Here is a 26,444-nt window from a genome sequence, read left to right on the forward strand (position 1 = left end):
AATTTATTGAATTACCATTTAATTTCTGGGAAATCCCTGAATTCCAGTTCATGAATTTCACATCCATGGACCCGGGCGGAATGATTCAAATCTTGAATTATTCGTTTGTTCTCAGGCGACCAACTCGAAAAATAACTGTGCAGCAATTGAGCTATCTTGCGAAACCTTGCTTTCCCACCTGGCATGGATACAAAATCTATATGCAGTGTTTGGTAAATAATAAAAGCCATTTCGCCTCCAGTGCTCAGGCCACGACCGAAGAGCGGCACAATATCAGCAGCGCCCACCGCATCATATTTTAGCAAAGCCTGCTCAGTAACATATTCCAGCATGTAAAGATTGGCCTGGTTCTTTCGGTCAGTCATTATAAAGCCAGCATTTTCTCGAAGCGTATTTATAAAAATCAGTAAATCGGTCCACACTAACTGAAAACCATAGTAATGATGAGATTGTTCATCGTCAAAAGAGACCTGTTGGATAAGCCGTGTGCCCTGGAAGGCATGTCTAAGCTCATAAGCAAAATTCAAAAGCAACATATGCGCCCCTTTTTGATAAATATTACCTTCATCCAGAGCATCAGCAACATGATGCACGGTATCATAGAGACTGTTCAAATCTCCATAATCTCCGTAGATAGAGATTCCTGTTCCGTTTTTTGTCGGCGTAGCTTGTAACATATTTGCTAATATTAATAATTTCTCCCCCTAAATTAGGGAATCTCGGGAAAGCTCTTATAAACAATTCCACTTTCCAAAAAAACAGGTTAAAATGTTTTTTACTATCTGCATTCGGAATTTTATTTGAAACCCAAAAAAGGATCTCCTTTTCCGGCACTTATGAGAAATGTTCCGTACTACTCGAAAAGAATAAGTTATGATTAACTGCTGAAGATGAGCAGGATCAGTACATCCTTAAACCCATTTCGGCGACTGGCAGAATGACAATAATAAATACATTTACCCTAATTTTATTACAATTATTAATTATATTTACCCTAATTCTGTGACAGAAAAGCAATTAATTAACCCTAATTCTGTGACGAAATATTCATTAATTAACCCTAATTTTGTAACAACAAATAGTTTTGGAATTAAAGTTTGTCAAATGTTCGATAGGATAATATTTACAGAGTTAGAAAAATGGATTACCAAATCAAATCGTAAACCATTGGTGATACGAGGCGCTAGACAGGTAGGTAAGACGACCGTTGTTGGGCAATTTTCAAAAAAATTTAAGCAGTACATCTATCTCAATCTCGAGCTTGCTGATGACAGAAAGCCTTTTGAAGAGTTCACAACGATCGAATTACTCGTGCAGTCTTTGTTTTTTATTAAAAATCAGTCACTTACCCAAAGAAACGATACGCTTTTGTTTATTGATGAAATACAGGAAGTGCCTGAGGCCTTAAACATTCTACGTTATTTTTATGAAGACCAACCAGGGATTGCGGTAATAGCCGCGGGCAGTATGCTCGAAACTTTGTTTGATAAAAACATTAGCTTTCCGGTCGGAAGAGTGGAATATATGGTTTTAAGACCTGTTTCTTTTCCAGAATTTTTGAGTGCTATGGATGAGCGGGAAGCGATAAATTATTTACAACAAGTACCCGCACCATCCTTTACACATGATAAACTCATGCAGCTATTTCATACCTATGCACTTATAGGGGGAATGCCAGAAGTTATTAAAGAGTATAGTAAAAATAAAGATCTACTGGAGTTGTCAGCAATCTTCGATTCGTTGATTACGGCATATATGGACGATGTTGAGAAATATGCCGGTACAAATGCACAGGCCTTACATATAGGTCATGCGATAAGGGCATCATTTGGACAGGCCGGTCAGCGTATTAAGTTTGAAGGTTTCGGAAATTCGCCCTATCGGTCCAGGGATATGGGAGAAGCATTAAGAACGCTGGAAAAGGCCCTATTAATTGAGCTCATTTACCCCTCAAGTGATGTAAAACTGCCTTTGCTGCCAGACTATCGGAAATCTCCAAGGCTTCAGGTGCTGGATACTGGAATGCTTAATTATTTTGCTGGTATACAGACAGAGATTTTAGGAACCGATGATTTAAATAAAGTCTATCAAGGGACCTTAATTGAGCACTTGGTTGGTCAAGAGTTATTAGCCACACAGTTTAAATCTTTAAGTGCACTCCATTTTTGGGTACGAGAGAAGACTACTTCAAGTGCGGAGGTGGACTATGTTGTACCTTTTGAAGGGCAACTAATTCCGGTAGAAGTGAAATCAGGAGCTGAAGGTAAATTAAAATCTTTGCATATGTTTATGGATCTGTGCCCACATAACATGGCCATCCGATTTTATGCAGGCTCGCTGCACATTACTGATGCCGTTACCCCCGGCGGAAAGAAATACAAACTATTGAATCTCCCTTATTATCTGGTATCTCAAATCGAGAATTACCTAACCTGGTTCAAAACACAAATCTAGATTAGCAGTTTACACGAATTTTTTCAAAAGAATTAAAATTGACGAATCTTAGGCTTAATCTCTAAACATTCGGAAAGGCCTGTAATCAGGAAAGACAATCTTGAAGAACAAAGTATCTAATTATCTCGGGACAATAGTTCATACACTAAATACAAGTATTTCCTGCCCCATAACCAAGCAGATCTTTAAAATCTAGCCTAGAATATCGAGTAATTTAGCTGAATCAAACTTTGTATGCTCTCCTGATCTTACGTAACCAAGCTGGTTGGTAAACATTGTTGTTTCACCGATTTTAAAAGATGAGGTGTTTTGGTGATGGTGACCATATATCCAATAAAGAGGATTATATTTTTCTATCATCTCAGTTAATTCTACAGCAAAGGCTTCATTCAGTATACTTCCCAAAAACCTGGAAGGATAGTTCATTAAAGTTGGTACATGATGAGTAACTACAATCTTTTGCTGTCCATTTCCATTTGATATTTCTCTCTGAATAAAGTCTAAGCTTTCCTGATGTAATTTATTGTAATCAGTTGGCCTGAAAACTTGCCCATTATTCCGGATTACGTAAAAATCAGACATCCCATCAAATATCTGTCTCTCATTTGGAGGACTAATGTGAGACCACATTGTTGAAAAGATTAAATCGTAATCTGTAGCTTTGATCGTAATGTTGTTGACCAGTTGAACATTATTTTTGATCTGCTCTAGATGGGGCCCAGAACATCTGGCGATATCACCATAATAAACATGTGATCAGATGCCCAATGGAGGTGTTTGGGCATAGCTGCGTTTTAAACTACGCTATTGTTGGTTATCAGGTTTAACCGGAATAATATCAAAAGCCCTATCCTTATCGGATATAAAAATATATTTAGAGGAGTCTTCAGATGAAAAATAATTCTGAGCAGTTGCCAGCGGTATTGGCTTGTCTCCATGAACAAAATTTTTGGCAATCATCTTATACCATGGGCTATAACCTTGAGTGCTCACCAGTCTTTTACCATTTGGCAGCATAAGCTTTTGAAACTGGCGCATGAGATCCATAAATGCCGCTAAATTCCCGCTGTTAATTACTATTTTTTCACTCGCCTCGTAATGCAGGATTTCATCGAGACGGTCCTGTAAGTTTGCCAGGTTACTTTTGAGCCGGGCAATTTCGGCATCCCTTTGACTCAGCATATTTTCTGTCGACGTATTTACGTTCCAGTCATCAATGCTATTTAAGAATTCTTGGAAGGCTTCTAATTTATCAAGGTTGGCCGAGTGAACCTCATATACGGATTTGAACGGATCCTTAACTGAATAAAAAGTGATTCTCCTTTGGATGCTACGGTTTACCTTACAGAAGAAATTTTCCTTTCCATCTGGATTTCGTTGCAGATAATGATCTAGGTGAAATTCGTAAAATGCTTTAAATTCACCATCGGGCAGACTATAAAGTTTCAACGCAAAGAAATTATCCTCTAATTTTCTGTTGGGGAATATTGGATTACCAATTTCATAGGGATGTGGAGAAAAGTCAAATCTCCCTCGAAATTTAAAAAAACGCTCAGTCATAATAAATAATGGAGGGTTAAGGTTCCTTCTCGGTACCCAGACCGGATAACAATTATCAATTAAGTACAATATACGACTTTGTAAAAAAATATGAAAAGCTGCTCTCGTATTTACTTATCCTTCCTCTATAATGCTCTCATGGTCAAATCTACTCATCTATTATTTTCTATGTTTAGCTTTTGATATCAAACTTCAGATTGCTTTTTGTTAAGGCAAACCAAAAAGCGCATCAATCATTTTCATTTAAATAATTTATCAATCAACGCTTTGATTTCAGCAGAATCAATTCCGCCATCTGGCTTATCTCTTGTGATGATCAACTGTTTGTCTGCGTTTTGATCAATGGTATGTTCCTGTATTCCGTTTCGGGTATACCATTCCTGTTTCCTGTTCCATTTAACCCGGTAACCATCCTGATTAAGCATCCCTAGATGTTCCCAGTAATAAATAATACCGGTATCGCTATCTTCAATCGTAAAGTCTGGATGAATGGTGACTCCGCTTCCATCACTTAATGGATCCTCATAAACGTACGGAATATTGTTATTGAACAGTTTGTCCGCAATGATCACCTCAGATTTGGAGATCATAAATTCACCTTTTTCCGAAACTTGGATATATCTGGAATCATAAAACTTTTTTTTGATCTCCTTGATCTCTGGCGCTCCGAACAAATCTGTCAGTCGCCTTCCTGTCTCTGAGTATTCTCCTGTTGTGTATTTATGGTAATCGTTGAAATTTCCCTGATGCAGCACCACTATCCGGTCTTCCTGTCGTGTTAATGCGGTATAGAATAATTCCCTGGATAGCACTGGACAGGGATTGGGAAGTATGAAAAGTACCACTTTAAATCCGCTTCCCTGTGATTTGTGCACGGTAATTGAATAGGCTAACTCCACCTGTAATGCTCCATCTTCCTTAAAATCACTTTCAGTAAAACTATAAGCATATCCTGGCTGAGAAGAAAAGCTTATATTCACTGGCCTAGGCCAATTGTGTTTCCAAGGTCCATAATGCCCTATGTGAATGCCGATTTCCCCATTGGCGAGGTAACGTAATATCTGTTCGTCATTGATTCCATCTGCCTTAATATATTTATTCCACTTGTTGTCCAGCCTGATGTTTCGGGTATTGATAACCTTGTCGCTGAAAACAATCTGTTCCTCACCCACCGGTCTGTTCATTTTACGTTCCTGTCCTTTTCCGGGATTAACAGCCTTTTTCATCGTTCGACTTCTAAATTCATGCTGAATCTGTTTATTGATTATCTTTGTACCGTACCCTGCGGTTCGTGTTGGAGTAATTATCTGCCAGTTTTCAATCTTTTCGGAGGATTCAATGCCAAACCCCGACCAGTTGGACGTTTCCATGTAAAAATTTGCGCCAAGAGATTCATCAAAATTTGCCTGAGGATTGCGTAGAGCCTTTTGTTGGGAAATGAGTAAACTTTCAATCTCTTCGTTAGTTACGCCGATCAATATTTCCTCCAAGTGCTTAGCACTGTGCCATTCTACAAAACGGATATTTCCAAAAGTTTTATCACTAGATGCCGAAATCTCTTTGAAAAGGTCAGGTTGATCTTTTTTGATCGGATCATCACTGAACCATTTACTTAGCTTGACATCGAAACGGTCTGTCGCCACTTCAGGAATGTTTGACTTTGGCAATTGTCTGAATAGTGAGTCTAATTCAGCCACGCACTTACCTTCTTTTCGCAGATAAGAAATAACATCTGCAAACGGTCTACCCGCCCCGATCGGTGGGAGTTGTCGATGATCGCCCACCAAAATAAAACGGTCTACGCCGACCAGACTATCTATCAACGCGGCGAGTTGCTCTTCAGTAACCATCGAGGCTTCATCAAGGATTACGGTTCCATAACGCGCCGTTTCTCCCTTAGCATTCATGGAATATCTACCAACATTAGGATCGTATCTCTTTACCTTAATGAGAAATTGTGCCAATGTTTTCGCCTCCTTGCCCATTTTTACCCGAGCCTTACCGGTAGGAGCAAGGCGAAGAATACCCTGAGCGGAAATAACCGGATTTTCGCACAGTAGGTTCAAGAGTGTCGTTTTGCCAGTTCCTGCTGGACCGATCAGCACCGATATTCGGCTATTTGACAAAATTTCTAAAGCTTTCACCTTTTCTGCTCTGGCCTGCTGGTCATAATGCCTGTACCATTCGGGGAAAGTGGGATCAATTTCACCAAATTTTTGGTTTAAAAGGGCAGCCCAATCTGTAATAAGTTCAGGTGAAATCCGTTTTTTGGTTCTTTTAGAAACGAAATTGGATATACGGTCTCTTATTTCTTGAAATCTAAATAACTTGAAATAAGTAGATCCTTCCTGTTCATCAAGAACGTGGTTTGTGATCTCGCTTTCTAGATAATCTGCTATTGCCGCAATGTTTTTTATAGAAGGACTGCAAGAAGGTTTGATTGGAAGTGCGTCCATTTGGGTAATCAACTGACTGTCAGTAAGCAGTGTATTGCCCAATAGCGCTGCTTCTTCCAATACTTGGATACCCAGTGCTCGAATTCTTCTTTTGTCCAGAGGCCCCGAAATATCCGTTAGGTGTGGAAGCGGAAACCTATCCAGCAGAATTTTGTCGGCAAAAATGGCCTTATCGATAACTGAAACTTCTATTTCATTTCCAGTGGACCTGGAGTTCTCATAAAGCAAATAAGGATTGATAAGGTATTCAAGTTGAGCAACTGCACGTTCGTTAATAAATAATTCGACCTGGTCGTTGTCCAAATGCATTCTACTGAGCAGTTCCAAAAACTGGCGTTCATTTTCCGACAACATTTTCCAGGTGGCAATCAGGGTATCACTTAACTTAAAATCCGGTTTGAGGCCAAAGGTTGATACATTGCCGGAAAGTATTTTATCAACGATATCCCATGGATTGGTGATTACCTCTTCTCCCTGATCATCTCGCGAGAGGCCCTCTATTTGCCATGCAAGTAAATTCCCTTGTTCTATACTGAGGCCGGTCAACACCGCGCCAAGTCCTGGAAATGGTCCGCGCATCTTCCATAGCCGGGAAAGCTGATCGTCAATCCATTGAAACTGACCCGCGATATCACTTACAGCAAGCAGTCCACTCATTTTTTTGAGTTTATCCTGCAAGATAAGAAGTGAGGCGATGGCGGTATCACTGGAGACCCACTCGCTTCCGTAAGAAAATTCTTCAAAACTCGGTGCAAAGGCAATATATTCAGAAATCTCAATTGTGTTGTCTTTTTCGGCCAGTTTTAGGAATTCATGATAGGGGAGCAAAAAACCGTCTTTAAACCCCTCTCGAATGGTATGCATTACTGGCCTTTCCCATAATGTGCTCCTGAACTGACCAGGTTTGAACTGGTCATATTCATATTCGGTCAATTCACCTATAGATGAGATATTTCCTACGCCGATTAGTACCCTTTTATGTGATTCTACAAATGGAATATTTTTAGCGTAGATAAAGATTAATGATTGACCAGGCCTGATTGGCTCGATAAATGTATTGAGCATTAAATGCTGGTTATCAATCTGCTGTACCCAGGTATTTTTAAAGTTCAGCTCTGGCTCTTTAGATGGATCGAAATCCAGCCCCAATTCATCGGCTTTTTCAGAAGTATCATCATCTCCATTTTTACGCATCCAGCCATAAGGTATGATGGAAAAACTATATCCGGGATAACAATACCGTGTTTTCAAAAAATGACCATAAAAGCTAGCATTTCCTGTATTGCCGCTATATGGATGTGAAGCGTGCTTAAAGACAGTGTGGGGAGACATAAAAGTTACCTTTTCGCTCAGGCAAGGTGGCAAGTGATCTTCTTTAAGCTCATGTATCCATTTTTCAGCGATGCTATCTTCCAGTTCCGCATCTTTTGCCTCAGCAATTCTTGGTAGAAACATGCAGGAACCATTTTCTTTGGGACTGCAACATATTTTGCCGTTCCATCGATTATCATGCCACGGAACCCTCACCGACAGGTGCATTGATGGTATATTCATTTCTAATGCGGATTAAGGTTTTAAAACAATGTCAATAGCCTGGTCACTGGACTTTATAAAATACTTAATTTCATTCTGTCCAAATACATTTATGCTATCATGACCCGTCAGGTAACTGTTTCGCTCAATAAAATTTTCATCTCCAAAGATGATTTTTTCAATCTTGCGGTAATCAATGATGGCATTTGGCCCGAAATTGTTTTCATAACTGCCTTTAATATCGTTGATAAACACATTCCCAGTGATTTTCTTATAGGGATGAAGAACGATCAGATAATCTCTTGCGCGGCTAATGGCCACATTATAAATATATTTTTTGGATAACAATGATCGCTTATGCCCTGTGTACCAAGTCTGACTAGGGTTGGCAACAAAAAACACCATGTCACACTCGTCGCCCTGGAATCCGTGAACGGTATCACAGGATATTTTTATTCGGTCCGAAAGGTGATAAGAAGTGATGATCCGATTCATGAGTGCTGCCTGTGCTTTATAAGGCGCTATTAGTCCTATGGTCCAAGATTCTCCTTCGATTAAGCAACCATCTAAATATTTCACCGCCTCAGCTATAAATATTGCACTATGTAAGTGATAAGCACTATAAAAAAGCTTCCCAATCGATAAGATGGAGTTTTGTTCATCCAGAGGAATATTCACAAAGCTTACTGCTTGGTTAATGATTGTCCTGAACCTTTCAGGGAGCAGCCTTGGCTGTTCGTTATTATTGCCCCGATGATGCTTCAACTCACTGCCGTAAGCGAGCTCGCTGAACAGCTGACCGATCTGGGGTAAACTGCGATACTGTGTGCTCAACTGCTGCATCGTATCCAATTCACGTACCTGAATTGCACTATCTACGAAACTATTGACGCCCATCATCTTGTAAATATTCTCTTCATCGATATCCAAAGCCTCCAAGTCAGCATCACTAAGGGCCGAGACTGGCGGGATTTGCTGAGGGTCTCCCGCAATGATGATCTTGACACCAGGGCATCTTCTACTGATGGCTTGAATGCAAAACACCATGTAGGGAAGTGATATCATAGACGATTCATCGAAGACTACATAATCCCAGTGGCCTTTAAGCTCGAAAAGCTTTGGATCAATGCCTGTGTCCTCATTATCCACCCTAAAGTATGGAATGCGGTGGACTGTTGATGCGATCACATGAGTGCTGTCAACATCTATATTACTCAACGAGTCCTGATAGATCTGTTCCTGTTCCAATTCACCGTCAGTTGCTTTGCCGACCCGGATAACGGAAACATCCGAGTGGTCTTTGATCAATTTTTTTGCCACCACATCCGCCGCTTTATTGGTTGGAGTAAGCAACAGTACTCGCAGACTATGGTTTTCTCTTACTGCATCTGCAATCTGGCTGCAAATGGTCGTAGTCTTTCCTGTACCTGGAGGGCCATAAATATAGTGGAGTGCTGGAAGTGCCTCTTCGATTTCCTCCCACTCTTCAATATTGTTTACATTTTCAAAAGCCAGTTTTAACTCCCGAAACAGGTCCAATTTAGGTGTAAAGCTGATTTTTAGATTTAAGACTTCAGGAAGTCTGATCAATGTATTATTTGAAAGTGGTTTTCTGCAATAAATCAAAAGATCCTGACCTTTTTTGGAAACGCCCTCCACCATAATTTTTTCGCGGGTTTTGTCTTTAAAAGTAAGTTCAAGGGCAAATTCGGCAAATTCCTCAATATTCACGGGAATGAGGGAATTGGCAGCCTTGAGCAGAAAAAACTTATCCGAAAGTGTGCCATTGACTGTATAATGAGAAATCTCTTGAAAAACAATTGTTTTTTGCTGGATATTTTTTTGCTGGGATTCAAAGGTTGCTAGGTAATTGAGAAAAGTGGTAAACCAGTTATAAGAATACTTTCTTTCGATTAACATATTTTCCGCATAACTACTCCGCTGATGGATAATATTTTCCTGCATCATCGCGATCCGTAGCGCACGGAGGTTGGCATCACTGATTTCATCCTTACCAGCGGCATTCATTACATTGTATAGATTCCGAAGCATGCTATCCTTATCCTCTATCATTTCTTTCAGTGGCTGGGCAAGTTCGCTATCTTCTAGTTTTTCGCAGAGATTTTCCAAAGAAAGTGACTTCCGATAATATATGTCCTTAAAATCCTTACTAGTTTTATCCAGATAGAAATCTCCTCTTTTAATTGCACCAATGGATTGGTCTTGGTAAAAGACATTAAATATAATTTCCTCTACCTTAAAGAGCCTGATCTGGTAATTTATTTTCCAGTTCAGGTAAAATGGCTCATCATGTTCGATGGCGACATTGGGAAGAATAAATTCCTCATCAAGTTCAAGATCCTCGTATGTGAATAGATTCGCCATCGACTCCTTTACGACCAACTCCTGATCAAATAGAAAATCAAGTCGATTTTCATCATCCTTAAAAAGCAGGTCCAATACTTCTTGTTCAATATGTACAGTTTCTTTTTCGTCACTTTGTGCAATCCGGAACGTGTCAGAGGATACATGCACCAAATCCGGGATGGTCAGATAATTATCCTGATTATTGTAGCATTCATAAATCTCTTCGATAAAATCTAACTTAGCGGAATCCTTTTCAAAAGTGATTGTCCTCCCCAGCAAGTTCCCATATCTATTCGCCAACCCTTTAACAGTATTAAACAATAAGTGCTCCTGGTAAATTGCGAGATCTTTGCTGATGGACTCTTGGAAAGGTTCATTGCACAACCATTGGCGAAGCTTTAGAATTTCAGAAACCTCCAAAGAAACGCCAATAGCCGACAGAAAACTCATTTTAAAAGTATCATTAGCCATCCAATCAAGGATTTTCTTATCCAATTGTTCCTCTTCCAAGATGAGTTTCCCGATTAATTTTTTCCTTGGATCAAAGCCCAATATTGTTGTCCATGCATCACTGAGTTTACGCGTTTTGAACTGGCTTGTTAGTAGTGGCCAAGAGATGAAGAGATAATCCAGCATCGCAAGCTGTTCAGTATTGCTTTCCAGGATATCCACCTCAACTTCAGGTAAAAAGAGGAACTTTGGCAGCAGTATATCTTCCTCTTCCTCACCATACTGAATAACTTCTAAGTCACTAATCCCTAAAACTGACTGTAAGTCTTGAAAACTTTCATCAAGGTGAAATATTTCATTAATAAACCCTGTATTTTGTGGCGAGTGAAGCACAATATTGCCGTCAACCGGATAAAGATCACCACTCTCAGTTAAGATATGATAATTTTCGAATTCCGATTTGTCAAAGTTGCCAGAAAAGAGCAGAAAAATAAGCTGGTGTGAATTTTTTAGCTGACCATCGTTGATTTTGTCAATAAATAAGGTCACCAGTTCTTCGCTTACACTAGTGCTATTTTGTTTAAACAGGCGTTCTGCGGAAGGAGCCGTCAAAAACCCTTGTTGAACGGCAAGCCTGGCAAATTCCTCGATGACCGAAATTCCCTCTTTATCTTCAAGATCTAGCAACTGGGATTGAGAGATATGAAGCGTACGTTCCTGAAATGGAATCAGAATGTTATCCTCTGCATTATGGATATTACCAATGATGATATCGCCAGATTCACGGATGAGGCGCAATTTAGCGTGGATTTCAGAGAGGTCAAAATCTTCATCTTCAGCCGAGAGCAAGTTGTTTGCCAAACGCAGGTAAATACCATTTTGTATTATCTGATCCCATGTTGCATCCAGGTCAAGGTAGGTTAGCCCTTTAAAAAGTTTTAGCTGATCACTCAACCCTTCCTCGAGGATGGCTTCAATCAATTCAAGTTCCTGAGCGATATCGTTTTCTTCAAACCGTCTTATGATAGTGTCTATCAGTTCTGCATGCGTTAATTTAGCCCTATCCTTAAACCGGTCTAATTCTTCAGGGATTAGGATGAACTCACCTCTCAAGTGGGTATCGATATATTTAAGCAGTTTTTTATTTAGCGTATATATCTGAGCCTGATTTTTAAAAATGATGAATTTCCCATCCTGCGTTCCAATGGCATGTGTCTCAAAAAAATCCCCATCAATGGTTTTGTCAAGTAAGAGGAGGGCATTGAGGTCTTCCCCGTCAATTTCACCCTCCATGACATCAAAGATGAATCCAATGGACTTAAAATCAAATGGATGGCTTTGCAGGTGTTTTAAAAAGAACTGATCAGGTAGAATGGTGTCAAAAAGACTAAAAAGCACCTGCTGAATATGAGAATAATTTTTAGCAGAAATATCTTTCAATGCGATATCAAAAAAGACCAGGCCGTCCTGAATAAATTCCCCTTTAAAAAAGATTCCTAGCTGCTGATCAATGAGGTTCTTGTTTTTGTCGGCCCATTCGCTTTGCGCAAACAAATCAATAATTTCAGTCAGTATTTGGTTTGATTTGACGGAATCACTTGACATCTTATCTGCTATCTCCCCCCAGAATGGCTTGATGATAGCCTCATAAATATCTTTCTCCTCCTTTACAAGATAGGTCTTAGTGATTGTACCAAAATCCTTTTCCACTTTATAAGGCGCGAGCCATCGTTTTGAAGTTTCTTCAATCAGTTGTCCAATGGGATGATAGTCGCCTTTCTTATTGGCAAATATCTTAAGCAAGGGCATACGGGTTCCTGGGCTATCATTGAAGGTTCTGAAAGCATGATAAACCCTGAGCTTCTCATTGTCGGGTAATCTACCGAGTTGTTCATCGTTTGCATGGTCGGAAAAGCGCCGCGTCAGTATATCATAATTTCCAAGTTGAGATGTTGTACCAAAATAAGAATGATAGGCTTTAGTAAATTCCTCTACATCGTTAATGGAGTGACGAAGATCAAGTTTGGACAGAATGTCGCGGATTTCTGTAAGTTTATTTCTGGAAATTAAATATCCCTGAGGATCAACCTCTTTGAATGATTCGATGGAATGCACCTCATCTTTCTGAAAGAGAAACAGTTTTAACTCAAAGAGATTGGCCCTTTGAACATCATTAAACAAGGAATGCTCGACAAGTGCTTCACGCATAATAATGCTCATTTTATCCGGATCCGATCCTATCCAATCGTTAAGGTGGACAACAATGGATGCAGGCGCCTTCAGCAGTTCCTGAAGACCATATTTTTTAATATCTAACTTGATATTGGCCTGCAACTTTAGCTGAAGATCACTGCCCTCTCCCCAATAAAACCAATTCACGCCTGAGAGTCCCCAGCCGTTGATATCGATATCCACTCCAGTATCTTTGATGAATACCTTAGCGGGGTCATTTGAAATTAAGAAATCATCGGAGAGCAGGTCTTGACGGCATGGAACAAAGCGCTTTAGCAACTTGGTGACTCTGTTGACATAAGGTTCTTCAATCCATTTCCGTTCATTATTTGCGCTATGGCCTGAACTGAGTAATGCGGCGTAAAAGTCAAGGAATTTTCTTCGATCTGCCCGAAGGGCTGACTCGGTTAATCTTATGAACTCCTCTTCTATTTTATCAACGATTACTTTAAGCAAGCGCTCGTTGATTCCATCATCCTTTCCTGAGCCTTTGTGCAAGAATGTCCTGGAACTCCCCTTGTAAAATGCATTTGAGTGCAGGATGTAGTTAAAGTTATGTACCTCTTCACTTAAGGGAAAATAGAGGTAAAAATTCGGTGCACCTCTGAAATATTTATCAATCCTATCATAAGGGCGAAAGCCGAAGAGTACTTCAATATCAGATTCCTGAGCGACCTTGTTGAGTTGTTCGGTACTTAAATCGGCAAACTCGTTCACTCCAAAGCGGATAAAAGCATATGTGTCTGCCTGATTTTCTTTGTCGATATCAATTCTCAGGTATTCCAGTTCAGGAAGTGTAATCGGCTCTGCATTATTGAGCTGCACTGTACGCAATACATTTTTGCTCCGTTCGGCTTCGTCTGCAGTTTGATTAAGAATTGCCAGTGCAAACTTTACGCCTTCCTGAAGGTTGCCTTCAGCTAGTTCGTTTTCCTTGCCTTCACCAAGCTTGATGAAGAAAAGTGATCCAGTCTGATAGGTTTCCTTGTTGAGGATGTGGGTGTATTTATTTACCCAACGGGACAGTGTTTGATACTCTGCCTGGCTAAACGGTGGTGCAGGTGAAATTGTTCCATTGGCCATTGTCGGTAAATCCAACACGGATTCATTTTCGGGGAGATTTGGAAAACAGGTGATCAGGATCTTGAATAGCCAGGGTGCAGGATCATCTGAACGATACTGGTTTTCACCAATACTGGTGATCTCCATGGAAGTGGGCTCAGGTTCTGAACCGGCAGCAAGCTGAGCGATGTCATAGTTTTGCCAGCTATAGAGTAGAGGACCAGAGTTTTCATGCAGTAATTCTTCCAGTCCATTATCCTTTCCCACCAGTCTATGGGCCAGTTTGAAGCCAATACCAAATTTGCCAATAGTCTTACTATCTGCTGTCTTGGTTGAAGAGCCGACATTAAGGATGGAACGTACGCTGTTAAGTGAGAACATATCCCCATTATTGGCCACCATAAGATAATAGTTCCCATCCGTTTTATCCTGTCCCCAAACCATAGTATAGTGGGAACTCCCTGCATCTACTGCATTTTGGAGGAATTCATAAACCGCCTGACCGTCCCTGGCCATATCCAGAAAACTTTGCAAGAAGTTTTCAATACCATTCTCTGCCTTTCCATAGCCTTCCTTATCCCCATGGTAAATATCGAACCAACCAAACTTTTTCTTGCCATTTTCCATGCGGAAATTGCCAATAAAATTTTCGTCCCTTGTAGGCTGGTCACGTACTTCTTCCTTATAAAACTTACGGTACTCTTTAATATTCTTGATCTTCATAAAGTGTGAGCCCAGAGCCCGTTGCAGTTTTCCCAAAGAAATAAATAACCATTATACAGTGCTAGGCTGTAGTACTAGTGGCAGGATGGTTCTTAAGATTTCTGGGGCGAGAGAAGGGGCTGAGCGTTAATTGATGTTGCGTTAAAAAATGGATAAAATTAATTGACCTAAATATTGTTAATGATATTTGCTTAAGCAAATATAAATGTAAATAACATTTGATATTCCTCAACTTTGTAGAACTATTCGAATGAGTCATACAAGCCTATCTATGATATTTATTAAATGAAATGATTTCAACAGCAAACCGTATAAAAGATTATAGAAAAATTTTCCCTATTATTAATATTGCAACATTTACAGGAAGAAGAAAATACATTCATAATTACATATGTACCTTTTGTTTACCGCCTGTAAGGAGCGAAAGTTTCACAGCTTTTCATTCAATCTTTAGTAAGAGAAGTATTTGCAATTCATGAATTGCAAATACCAAGATTTAGGATGATTTATATAGCTATTTTAGATATTATCGCTAATTCTTGAATTACCAATTAACGATAATATCTATGGAATTGCCTGCTCACCAATAACAAAAAAAGCCACCCAAATGGGCAGCTTCAACTTATCTGATTGATATTCTCTATTTTGCTAAAACCATTGCATTTTGCTCTGCTTCCATGATTGCCTCAGAAGCATATGATTCTGATTTAAGACTGGCAAAGTCAGCTAATTTTACATTTTTCATGTTGCTAGCGATCATTGTACTTTGATCAGCAGTACCATTTAATTTTAATACCGCATCATCCTTAACGATAGTATATAAACTGCCTGCTGTAGTTTTGATCTTCGCTGTAGCACTTTGTCCCAAAAATAACTGAAGGTATTTTACATCGAAATTATTGCTGGTCACCACGACAGATTGACCATAAGCTTCAATCCTTTCCAAATCTTTTACGGTAATATTAAGTGTTACTTGACTTGTTTCTAACGAATTGATAAACAAGGTTTTTCCATCAGTTGATACCGAGGTTTTTGCAGCATCATAGTTGCTCGCACCCTCTACATTTTGCTTGTCACCTTGGGTTAATACGATTTTCACATTCCCGCTCACCCAGATCCTGTTGAATTTTGATAATGAAGCAGTTTTTGTTTCTGCTTTAACTGGCTCAGCGGCAATAGTTGCCATTGCTGATGAAGTTAATACTACTGCTGTTAATGCTGCTGCGAATATTGTTTTTGCTAAAGTTTTCATATCGTTTATATTTTAGGTTTTTGCTATTGTTTGTTATTAAGACTCAGCTGTCCATCAAACGTTTCAGGCAAAAACCTCGCATTATACCAGCGTTAGTAACTGCTAGACCAACGCCTGTAATTTCTAGACGAACTCTTTTCAACTATCTATACTAACCAGTATCAAATCCAGAGTTTGTGGTCATACTCGTCCTTCGCTGTCTGCTTTATTTAAAAAATATGGCGATGTTCATTTTAATAGATTGTTCATGAAACATGAACATAGTGATTTTTTGAACACTCAAATTTATTGTACCACATAGGGCATAAACATGAGTAATCCATTATCAACATTTGTAAAAACACAGCATAAGCTACTTAAGCTCTCAAAGGAGGAATTGGCATTCAAAGCCGGCATAGGACTTCGTTTCCCCCGGGAGTGGATATTCCGTCCCACTATACCTCGGAATAGGTGGTGCAGTATGGGTCGGAATATCCATTTTGATTTCATGACTGCAATATTTATCTGTAAAAATATACTGCTTTTATCAATATTAGCAATACTTTCCGCTATCTCCTCAGTAGAAGGGTAGAAGCTACCAAGAACAGGATCTATCTTCGGATACAATTAAATTCCATGCGCAAGTCGTTTCAATATATGATCCCTTTCAAGCCTATGCAGGGCGACATTCCGAAAACGTTTCCTTGGCGAAATCCGCAGCTAGTTTAAAGAAATTCTGATTATCGGAGAAGAATCAGAGTTGGCAAAATTGGGCAATATCTTGTTTCAAAAAACAAAATAATAAACTAATGATTATAAATTAGCTTCAAATTAACCATAAATTGGATTTGTGATATTTTTTGAAAGCGCGGTACCCATATGAATAAACTTAAACAGCATATTAAAGACAAAAACTGGGTTGAAGTTCTGAACCAATGTAAAAATCTGAACGGAATTGAGCTTTCAGAAACTATAAAATACTTGCATTCTATAGATGTTGATCGCGATATTTTAGAAATGGATGGGGTTAGCTTGAGTGGACAGTCACAACGTGATTTTTATGATAACCGGAATAAGGTTAGTTGCACTTTAACCTTTGCACTTATTGCCTGTACCCGAGGATTTGATGATATAGTGAGGATTGAATACTTGAATGAAACATGGCTAGTTCGCCCCTTGAACACCTACTTAGCAAAACCAGTCATCGGATTAGAACCATTACTGGCATTTTATCAACTTTTCCCACCAGACTATCTGGATAAGATTGTTAAAGCATCACAAAAGGAACGTTTTGGAAGCATTGATTTCAAATTGCTATGGGCATTTTACAAGCAGGGTTGGATTACTTTTGATGAGAGCTATTTTGTTACGCGTTTGTTTACCGTAACGATGTTTGACAGGAATACTGAAGAGGATGCTGATTTTTTATTGGAAAACCCAGACGCTATTGAAAAGGTATTTCTTCAATTCCACAAATATGAAATTCCTGTGCTAGACATTTCTAAATGGAAAGCCCGTGAGGGACATGTCTGTAAAAAGGTGAATGAATACTGGACGGAAGTTATTCGGATCATGCTGGAGAAGGGATATGTATTTGACCGTACCCTCATTCAGTATTTATTGGAATCTTTGCTCAACAACTGGAAAAAGCCTCACTTAGATTGGCACATCCGGTTGTTGGACCTGTTTAATACAATTCAAAAAGAGTATCTGCAGCATCAACACTTGCTGTTTTCCCTGCTGAATACCGGTAGTGCCAGCCTGATTAATTTTGCGGTCAGACAAATCAAAGAGATCTATAAGACTGAAGGCTTTGATGAAAATGGATTTATTGACAATGTGAGCGCAATTTTCCCAAAGGAGAAAATAGAAAAATCAATTCTGCTGAGTCTGGATATCCTTGATTTCCTTTTGAAAAAGGAAGGACATAAGGAGCTGGACATTTCCGCTGAGCTATCTATGCTATTGCTCCAAAATGATCCGAAAGTACAGGAAAAAGGAGCCCGGCTTTTAGTAGAACATATTGATCCGGAAATTCTGAGCGTTATAGTTGAACCTTACTTAAGTAATTTAAAACTTAAGACCCTTGAAATTCTTGGGTTGGATAATGCCCCGGTTAATTCTTCTGTAGAAGATGGCGTATTTGAAGATGCGGCAGAACAGTTGAAACAGGTAACGATACCTTCTACTTGGGAAGAGTTGTTATTTCAGATTGGTAATTTCATAAGGACTAAGTCTGCATTAGATTTCGACCTCTTTCTGGAAGGACTCAACCAGCTGCAGGACGAGATCCCAGCAGATTATAAGAAGCAATTGAAACCTTATTGTAAGCAGCTGTTTAGCAGATTTTGGGATATAGAAATAATGACCATTTTCTCTGAATTTATGCAACATTGGGTTGGCGAGGATAGCATAGAAAAAATAAGAGTTGAAAATGATAGCGTTCCATTTGTAAAAAATAAGCTGGATTGGATGAGGCAAAAGCTAGCATCTAAAAACAGATTGCCATTTCTTTCGACCCCAAGTCATCTGCCTTTTTACCTGAATCCAAAAGTATTGGTGCAACGTCTGCTACAGTATGAGCAAGAAAAGGTAAATATTGAAATAGAAGATCTGATCGTGGCTTGTAACAGATTGTTATACCAACAAACAGATGAAGAAGTACTTGATCTTGTGAAGAGCCTAAAGGGGAATTATGCGGCTGCGATGCAGTACTATTTAGGGGCCGCAGATCAAGTTAAGCCGACTGAAGATGTGTTGGCACTTTGGGCACAGATAACGAGGATTAAGCAGCCTGTTCAGCTATTTCCTGAGTTTGAAAATACGGCAGCGAAAAGCTATCCTTCGATAGCCAGACCATTTGAGATCACTTATGAAATTGTTGTCGACAAGAGTGAATATGCGACGTGGTACAACCTGGTCCTGGAACACAATTGGAATTATAGCTGGTATAGAAATAAAGAAACCAAACATTACCCCCCACTATTCTATAATACTGCACCTTTTTCCACTGCTTTTCGGGAGGCTATAGCGTTTCAATTGAGTTTAATGCCTCAATACATTGGTCCAATGTTATGTCGGTATATCCCTCATACGGCTTCGGGAAATGAAGTCAGGGAAATGGAAAATTGTCTGTACCCGATGCAGTTTTTGATGGATAATCGCCTGGAAGTCCATGGCAGCGGATGGCTATATATTGCTGTTTGTTTACTGTTTGAAAAGAAAATTTCCAGAGATCTGGCTGTAGAATATATTCAGTTTTCACTGTTAAATAAAAAAGGGAATCTTTCTTATCTTGCTAATATCATCGGTAAACTAATTGCCAGAGGATATGCACCCGTTAACAGGTTTATAGAATACCTAGATCGCCCTTTTGTTTCACAACGGATCAAAGAGTTCCAGTTGCTATGTCTGGAAAAAACCTTGGAGCATTTTGATGGTGAGCACCTTCCTGTTAACAGTAAGAAAATAACAGCTTACTATTTAGAAGTTTCTGCTCAACTTGATAAAGTAGCAAATCAGGAGTTTTTAAGTAAAGTAAAACGCAAATGAATTTAGATTTTCAATATCAGTATCAAAATGCTTCTACAATAAATGTAGCGGGCCGGGATAAATCATTTATCCTGGCACATTGTTCTGAAATTGAACAGGACAATAAAGTGCCTTGCTTTTTTTATGGCAACATCATCAATTCATTTGTCGCTTCAAAATGTTTAAGCACACTTGGTAAAACAGTACGTTCTCATTTTGCGATTAGCCCGGATCAGCGGATTAATATGCGTGACCCTATTGTTTCTGTCGGTAATGAACAACTACATTTTGAGGCATTTTCATCTTGTAATAGTGTTTATGCTCGTATTGACGTGCAGCCAGAAGGGATTGACGGGGAGTTTATTCAGTCGGGCTGCACCAATGTTGATTTTAGCGATGCAACTATCCGGGCGTTCAATACCGTTGCCAGGACAGAAAAATTAATGGTCGGAGTAGGTTCAAAAGAACTGAAGGTCATAACCGAGCGCATAGAGGCCACTGAGAAGAAAGTGAGTTTGCCTGATCGTTGGATTAAAGGATTGGGAAATGTGCAGGTATACTTATCTCGAATGGAGCTAGCCTTTAAATTGAACAAAATTGAAGCATTGCAACTTTTTAAGGCCATACCTAAAACAGCTGTTAAGACTGAGTATTTTTTATTCAAATCCGGGAACAGTTATGCTTTTTCTGCTGTAACAAAACCCAATAGCTTAAAAATAGGTGGCATTCACAGACTCAATCTGATGGAAAACCTGTTGTTGCTTGTAGATAGTGTCTCTTTTTATAAACATGAAGATCAGCAAAGTACAGCAGTAGTGCTTGATTTCAAAGATATACAAATGCTATTTCTACTCTCGGACGGAGTATATAGGGGATTTTCTGGTGAGAGCAAGAATATAGAAAACCTGATAGTTCAACTACCGGACGAATGGTTGTTTAGCATCAATAATTATTTTAAAACCAATGAGGTTTTTCAGCCCACACTGGTTTCTATAGAACATGACATTCAGCTGGGAACGATGGAAACTTTGCAGGCTTCACTATCCAGCATGGGATTATTGGGATACGATTTATTAAGCAACAATTATTTTTATAGAAAGCTCCCCTTTAATCTCTCTCGGTTAAAACGCTTTAATCCAAGGCAGCAAAATGCCATAAAGTTATTCGATGAAGATGGTGTGGTGGTATTGCAAAATGACAAAAACGGCATTAAAGCTGAGGTTAAAGGTTCCACTGGTGTGAGTCATATTGTCGCCGGTAAAGGCAACGAACTGCAATGTACTTGTACCTGGTTTACCAATAATAAGACGAACAGAGGGCTATGCAAGCACATAATGGCGGTAAAGATGAAGCTGAATCAATAGTTTACTCATTTTTTGTCGATCCTTTGCCATCGAAATGGGGAATTTTCAATGCCGCGATGGCTGTTTCAGATATCTTCTTATTGAAATCATTATATACCTTGCCAACCACGATAAGTTTGATGATAACGACAATGGTGATCCCTTGCATAAAATAGATATCTAATGTTACCACTAAGCGAAAGTAGCACGCAAAAAACGTTTAAATCTCAATGATGAATTCCTCTGCTTTGATATTCTGGAGCATGTTGACCCCCTAATTATATTTTCCAATTTCGGTGTACGCTAAAACCATTTAAGGCTTTTACTCACATTCCGGCGAATACTGGTTCTTCATCGCTTTTACCAAAATACAACTTACTATCACCGGCAATCTTTAAGTTCATCTTAGCAGAAAAAGCTCTTTTCAATTTGATTTTTTTAGAGCTGATTATTGAATGAAATTTCGTCAAAAATCATGCAAATAATTTAATAATCCATATATTTGTAACCGAAAGGATTTGTTATGCCAAAATTAGAGGAATTAAAGAGTCATCTTAAAAAAGGGGTGATATACAAAAGGGATGAACTGCAAAAGTGGTCAAAATCAATAGACAGGCATCTTTCGGAACTTACAGGTGAGGGGACTTTGAAAAGAGTTGGCCCTGGGCTATATCACTTTCCGAAGAAAAATGCATTTGGTTTTGAGCCACCGGCGGATGATATGCTCATCAAGAAATTCTTGGACAATACCAACTTTCTGATTACTTCTTTCAATTATTTTAATGCGTTGGGCCTGGGGACGACACAGTTGTATAACAAACAGATTGTTTACAACCACCTGCGCAGCGGAGATATTAAATTGGGTAACAAATTGTTCACCTTTAAAAAAAAGTCTGCTTTTCCAACCAAGCCTACCAAGGAATTTTTGGTGATTGACCTAATCAATAATTTGGATTCACTTGCTGAGGATCAGCCCAAGGTACTTGAAAAGGCATTGAAAACAGCGAGGAGCTTGGATCAGCAGTCTTTAGGATATGCCGCTGAAAAATATGGAAACCCAAAAACAAGAAAATTATTAGCAACGAACTAAGTAATTACCTAAGTTATATGAGCAGCAAGTTTCTTCACCAGCGAAAGGATTTTAAAAGCCTGATTAGTACATTGTCAGCTGAGACTAGTATACTTGATGCGTTGATAGAAAAGGACTATTGGATCATGCACGTACTTTATGGCATGAAAAACCTGGGACTCGGTTTTGAGCTTAAGGGGGGGACCTCTCTATCGAAGGGCTTTAAGATCATTGACCGCTTCTCAGAAGACGTTGACTTGCATATCATCCCGCCACGGGCATTTTTTGACCAGACGGGCATTCAGGTAAATGAAAATCCGAAATCAACTGGTAAGAATACCGTAGAAAATAGGATGAAGTTCTTTGATTGGCTGTCGGACAATATTGTTATAGACGGTATTCAGCCAGAGCGCGACATCGAATTCGATGACGAAAAGGGAAGGAACGGTGGTATTCGGTTGAAATACAATGGCTATTTTGGTTCTGTGCCAGGAATTAAGGATGGCATATTGCTTGAGGTCGGCTTTGCAAAGGTTACCCCTAACCAAAATGTTGATATTAGTTCATGGATGTACGATAGAGCATTGGAAGCTGGTCTTGATGTGCTTGACAATAGGGCTTTAAATATCGCGTGCTACCATCCCGGCTATACATTAGTGGAAAAACTCCAGACAATCGTAACCAAGTTCCGTGGAGAACAAACTGTGGGTCGTGGTGGGCCAAAGGTCAATTTTATGCGGCAATATTATGATGTCTATAAGCTTTTACAGAGAGATGATATCCAGCAGTTTATTTCAACAAGAGAATATCAGGACCATAAATCGCACTGGTTCCCGGAGGTCGATCTTGATACTCCATTAGTGGAAAAGCAGGCTTTCCTTTTAACTGACGAGAAAATAAGGGAAGATTTTAGGAACCGATATAGCGGAACATCAGGACTTTATTACTTAGGGCAGCCTGATTTCGATGAAATACTAACGCTTATTCAAGCGAACCTATTAAAATTATAGTTATAACTTTTTTTGAAATAAAAGGCTAAAATCTCTTAGTTAATTGTGCCACCATTTGTTCGGAATAATCATATAACATTTAATTAAAAATCATTTCATATCAGATATTACATTCTACATGATCCCTTTGAAGCCTGTGTAGATGCTCCTAATCACATCAGTAGTATCAATGCAAGAAAAGTCGGTTGGAAAAAATATCTTTTCGCGCTTACCCCTAATCACCTTGTTAACTGCCTGATTGTATGACAATTAACTCACGTTAAAATGAATTATTTTGTCACAAATTCATGAAATATTTGTGACACTTTATAATATTTTTTTTGCCCAATAAACAAAATAAAATGATGTAAAGCGATAACCCATAGCTCATCAATGACGGGCAAAATGTCCCCTAGCAAGGTTACACTATAAATTATATTTTAATGATTTTGCCAAACTAAGATGAATAAGGAATCTAAATAACATTGCTTCAATCTTCAAACCCTATAACTGCTACATAGTTAACAATCTATCTAAAAAGCTTGATAACTTTCACACCATCATACTCTTTATTCCCTTCCAGAAGTTTCTCCTTTAATGCAGACATCTCTGTACCAGTTTAAAAAAACATAAAAAGTAATACTATTAGTATCATAATTATTTATTTTTTAAACCCTTGTGTAAAATTATCTCACTAGCGTCGATACAATACTGGCAATATCCGAGTACCTTATTACATAGTATGCGATGATATAAAATGAATAGAATTAACAGATATATTTAAGATTTAATAATTCTAGCTTGCTTCTTTCTGTCAAAGAAATATGTAATTTTTTAAAACAAGATGATATAAATCAAATTCCGAAAGCACACCCGCGTATATACCCAAATAATTTTGGACATCGTGTGCTATCAAAGAAGAAATACTAAAATTAAATGGATAATATTATACTCAATAATCACGGAAAATGAGCATAATATTATCCACTTACAGCTATTTCATCTTTACTAAAGAGCTTCATAACTTTCATATCGCCAGTATCCTCTTCTTCCTTATTCCGTTCCAGAAGTTTCTCCTGTAATGCAGACATCTCAGTACTAACTTTCGTATCGATCACCTTCGCATAGTGCTGCGTTGTTTTCAAGCTATTATGCCCGAGCATCTGGGATACGGTCTCAATCGGAACACCATTTGAAAGCGTAATAGTGGTTGCAAAAGTGTGCCTGGCAAGATGATACGTAAGCACCTTAGTGATGGTACAAAGATCGGCGATTTCTTTCAGTGGGCTAGGCCAACAGCGCTTTGCCACCTTGCGGTGGTAAGTCTCTGTTAACCCGCCCCCGAACCGTACGTACATGTCTCCATGTATACGGCTCTCCATTGTCAACATAACCTTACTGATCATAGTCTTTTATGGATTAATGCATCGCAATCTTGACAGACTGCGAGCGTTTTACGATGGCGTTTGATCATCACTGCATTCCATCTGGTGTCAGCTTTAAGCTGATTGATGTTACGTACGTGATGCATCAAGAGGTCTCCCATTACACCGCATAGTTCACACTTTCTCTCTTTTAGCCTTTCCACAAGTGTGGGGGCTGGAAGATACATGGTGTTGGGTGTTTTGTCGTACTGGTTATCCTCGTAGATGTTTGTAAAGCGTTTACATTTGAATCCACCATTATACCATACTCTTTGTTTCCCGTTGCCTTTGTTATCCCTGTAGGGGATAACCACATCCGTTCCATCTTTGTACTTCTCAAGTATTTGTCCAACGGTTCTTTTGTGCTTACGGCCAAGCGTTTTGAGCATGCTATATTTCATGAAGTAGTTGAACTTCCATCCCTGATAGCTGATATTGTCTGCGATAGAATAATAGTTGTAGAATCCCCGCAATTCCAGATTGTATTGCGCCATGATATCTGCATCATTTCTATTCACCATATACTTGCGAGACGAGGGTTTAAGCGTTTGTTTCCTATCTACCTGTGTGATAAGCACAGCATTATAGGATTGAAGACGCTTAATAACGGTTCCGTAAGATAAATTTAAGACAATTGTTCCTGTCCACGAACGGCGCTGCAGTCCAGATCGTGTACGCGTATGGTCCATAGACCGGCGTGCATGGATTTCGTATCCAAGGAATTTTGCGGGTTCTTGTGCACTGGTAATCAAAGTCTTCTCTTCAGACATTTCCAATTTGAGCTTTTCACTCATGAAAGTCGTAATATCAGCCTTGATTTTTTCGCATTCTCCCTTGCTGCCGATCACTCCGATGAGGAAATCATCAGCATACCTTATATACTTCAATCTTTTGAACGTATCATCCATGTCCCTTGTTGCTGGAATATCCAGCATTTCCTTACGCTTTTCGGCTATTTTCAATTTCAGTTCAGCTTTGCGGTTTTCATCAGTTTCCGCTTCCAGTTTCCATCGTAATGCATTTCTCTGATTCCGGTTACGCTGATACTCAGTGGTTAGTCTACGTCTTTTTCCCTTATTGAAACTTTCTGCATACTCTTTTACATACTTGTCGAACTTGTCAAGGTAGATGTTAGCCAGGATCGGACTAATGATTCCGCCTTGCGGTGTTCCCGAGTAGGTTTTGTTGTATGTCCAGTTTTCAATATAGCCAGCATTCAGAAACTTACGGATTAAGCGAAGGAAACGTTCATCAGAGATACGTTCTCTGAGGATATCGATCATTACATTATGGTTGATATTGTCAAAGAAGCCTTTGATATCGCCCTCAATGAACCATCGCGCTCCCTTGAACGTCACCTTAATGTCCCTTAATGCTGTGTGACAGCTTCTGTTGGGCCGGAATCCATGGGAGGTATCTTCAAATTGCCCCTCATAGATGGCTTCCAGAATCATATATACCACTTCCTGCACGAGTTTATCCTCAAAAGATGGAATGCCCAACGGGCGTTTCTTTCCATTCTTTTTGGGTATATACACCCGGCGGGCGGGATAAGGCTGATACGATTCGTCCCTCAGACTTGCCACAAGTTTCTGAATGCGGTCAATGCTCATTCTGTCGACGGTTCTGCGGTCGGCGCCGGGCGTCATATTGCCTTGATTGGCATATTTACGCTGATAGGCAATAAAGAACATTTCCTCGTTAAACAGAATTCGGTAGAGCCTTTCGTATCGGTAAGCCGAAACTTTACTATGTTCGCATAAAGCGTTTAATACTTGCACTGGATCTCTCATACGTCTCTCACGTTTTCCTTTGTTTGTATTAAGTTGACAACTGCTTCCCTTCGCCATGTACAGGGTGTTACCCTGCTCGGACTACTACGGAAGCTCCGTTTCCATATCGGGTATTCAGTATCTTCATACATAGCCCTAAAAAAAATAGGCATCCCGACTTAGGAAATCCCCGTTTAGTTTCGTAATGACTGTTAGCGCGACAGACTGTCGGATGCGACTTTCGTTCT

The 26,444-nt window shown here is 39.3% G+C and carries 13 protein-coding genes and 1 pseudogene; 5 read left to right on the forward strand and 9 right to left on the reverse strand.

Annotated elements, in window-relative coordinates; all coding sequences use genetic code 11:
• Nucleotides 1-11 precede the first annotated feature (11 nt).
• A complete protein-coding gene (locus tag OQZ33_RS00280; protein ID WP_265797053.1) occupies nucleotides 12-677 on the reverse strand; it encodes a DUF6904 family protein in 666 nt (221 codons plus the stop codon).
• A gap of 427 nt (nucleotides 678-1,104) precedes the next feature.
• Here OQZ33_RS00280 and OQZ33_RS00285 point away from each other — a divergent pair, with 427 nt between their 5' ends.
• Nucleotides 1,105-2,454, forward strand: coding sequence for an ATP-binding protein (locus OQZ33_RS00285; RefSeq protein WP_265797054.1), 1,350 nt, complete (start codon nucleotides 1,105-1,107; stop codon nucleotides 2,452-2,454).
• Nucleotides 2,455-2,646: 192 nt separating this feature from the next.
• Here the strand turns inward: OQZ33_RS00285 and OQZ33_RS00290 are convergent, their stop codons facing one another.
• From OQZ33_RS00290 to OQZ33_RS00310, 5 genes are all read right to left on the reverse strand, one after another.
• The gene (locus OQZ33_RS00290; RefSeq protein WP_265797055.1) at nucleotides 2,647-3,084 is read right to left on the reverse strand and encodes a hypothetical protein; all 438 of its coding nucleotides are present in this window, start codon (nucleotides 3,082-3,084) and stop codon (nucleotides 2,647-2,649) included.
• Between the two features lie 174 nt (nucleotides 3,085-3,258).
• A complete protein-coding gene (locus OQZ33_RS00295; RefSeq protein ID WP_265797056.1) occupies nucleotides 3,259-4,014 on the reverse strand; it encodes a hypothetical protein in 756 nt (251 codons plus the stop codon).
• Nucleotides 4,015-4,253: 239 nt separating this feature from the next.
• On the reverse strand, nucleotides 4,254-8,024 hold the full coding sequence (locus OQZ33_RS00300; RefSeq protein WP_265797057.1) for an ATP-dependent DNA helicase: 3,771 nt from the start codon (nucleotides 8,022-8,024) through the stop codon (nucleotides 4,254-4,256).
• 12 nt (nucleotides 8,025-8,036) lie between these two features.
• Nucleotides 8,037-14,837, reverse strand: a complete 6,801-nt coding sequence (locus tag OQZ33_RS00305) for an AAA domain-containing protein (RefSeq protein WP_265797058.1) — start codon at nucleotides 14,835-14,837, stop codon at nucleotides 8,037-8,039.
• Between the two features lie 640 nt (nucleotides 14,838-15,477).
• Nucleotides 15,478-16,089: a GIN domain-containing protein gene (locus tag OQZ33_RS00310; RefSeq protein ID WP_265797059.1), complete on the reverse strand. Its 612-nt coding sequence runs from the start codon at nucleotides 16,087-16,089 to the stop codon at nucleotides 15,478-15,480.
• A gap of 858 nt (nucleotides 16,090-16,947) precedes the next feature.
• Here OQZ33_RS00310 and OQZ33_RS00315 point away from each other — a divergent pair.
• Both OQZ33_RS00315 and OQZ33_RS00320 read left to right on the forward strand, forming a co-directional pair.
• Nucleotides 16,948-19,620, forward strand: a complete 2,673-nt coding sequence (locus OQZ33_RS00315) for a DUF6493 family protein (protein WP_265797060.1) — start codon at nucleotides 16,948-16,950, stop codon at nucleotides 19,618-19,620.
• Nucleotides 19,617-20,963 carry an SWIM zinc finger family protein gene (locus OQZ33_RS00320; protein ID WP_265797061.1) on the forward strand — a complete coding sequence of 449 codons (1,347 nt, stop codon included), beginning with the start codon at nucleotides 19,617-19,619 and terminating at the stop codon, nucleotides 20,961-20,963. Before OQZ33_RS00315 ends, OQZ33_RS00320 begins: the two co-directional genes overlap by 4 nt.
• 1 nt (nucleotide 20,964) lies before the next feature.
• Here the strand turns inward: OQZ33_RS00320 and OQZ33_RS00325 are convergent, their stop codons facing one another.
• On the reverse strand, nucleotides 20,965-21,135 hold the full coding sequence (locus OQZ33_RS00325; protein ID WP_265797062.1) for a hypothetical protein: 171 nt from the start codon (nucleotides 21,133-21,135) through the stop codon (nucleotides 20,965-20,967).
• Between the two features lie 330 nt (nucleotides 21,136-21,465).
• On the opposite strand from OQZ33_RS00325, the gene OQZ33_RS00330 reads away from it, so the two are divergent.
• Both OQZ33_RS00330 and OQZ33_RS00335 read left to right on the forward strand, forming a co-directional pair.
• The gene (locus OQZ33_RS00330; RefSeq protein ID WP_131031664.1) at nucleotides 21,466-22,032 is read left to right on the forward strand and encodes a DUF6088 family protein; all 567 of its coding nucleotides are present in this window, start codon (nucleotides 21,466-21,468) and stop codon (nucleotides 22,030-22,032) included.
• A 71-nt stretch (nucleotides 22,033-22,103) separates the two neighbouring features.
• Entirely contained in the window at nucleotides 22,104-23,021 is a 918-nt protein-coding gene (locus OQZ33_RS00335) for a nucleotidyl transferase AbiEii/AbiGii toxin family protein (RefSeq protein WP_265797063.1), read from the forward strand.
• A 959-nt stretch (nucleotides 23,022-23,980) separates the two neighbouring features.
• Here the strand turns inward: OQZ33_RS00335 and OQZ33_RS00340 are convergent.
• Both OQZ33_RS00340 and OQZ33_RS00345 read right to left on the reverse strand, forming a co-directional pair.
• Nucleotides 23,981-24,283: pseudogene (locus tag OQZ33_RS00340) on the reverse strand (tyrosine-type recombinase/integrase); the annotation flags it as partial.
• A 119-nt stretch (nucleotides 24,284-24,402) separates the two neighbouring features.
• Nucleotides 24,403-26,217, reverse strand: coding sequence for a reverse transcriptase domain-containing protein (locus tag OQZ33_RS00345; RefSeq protein ID WP_416338734.1), 1,815 nt, complete (start codon nucleotides 26,215-26,217; stop codon nucleotides 24,403-24,405).
• Between the last annotated feature and the right edge of the window lie 227 nt (nucleotides 26,218-26,444).

The organism is Pedobacter sp. MC2016-05 (assembly GCF_026239735.1).
Taxonomy (GTDB): Bacteria; Bacteroidota; Bacteroidia; order Sphingobacteriales; family Sphingobacteriaceae; genus Pedobacter.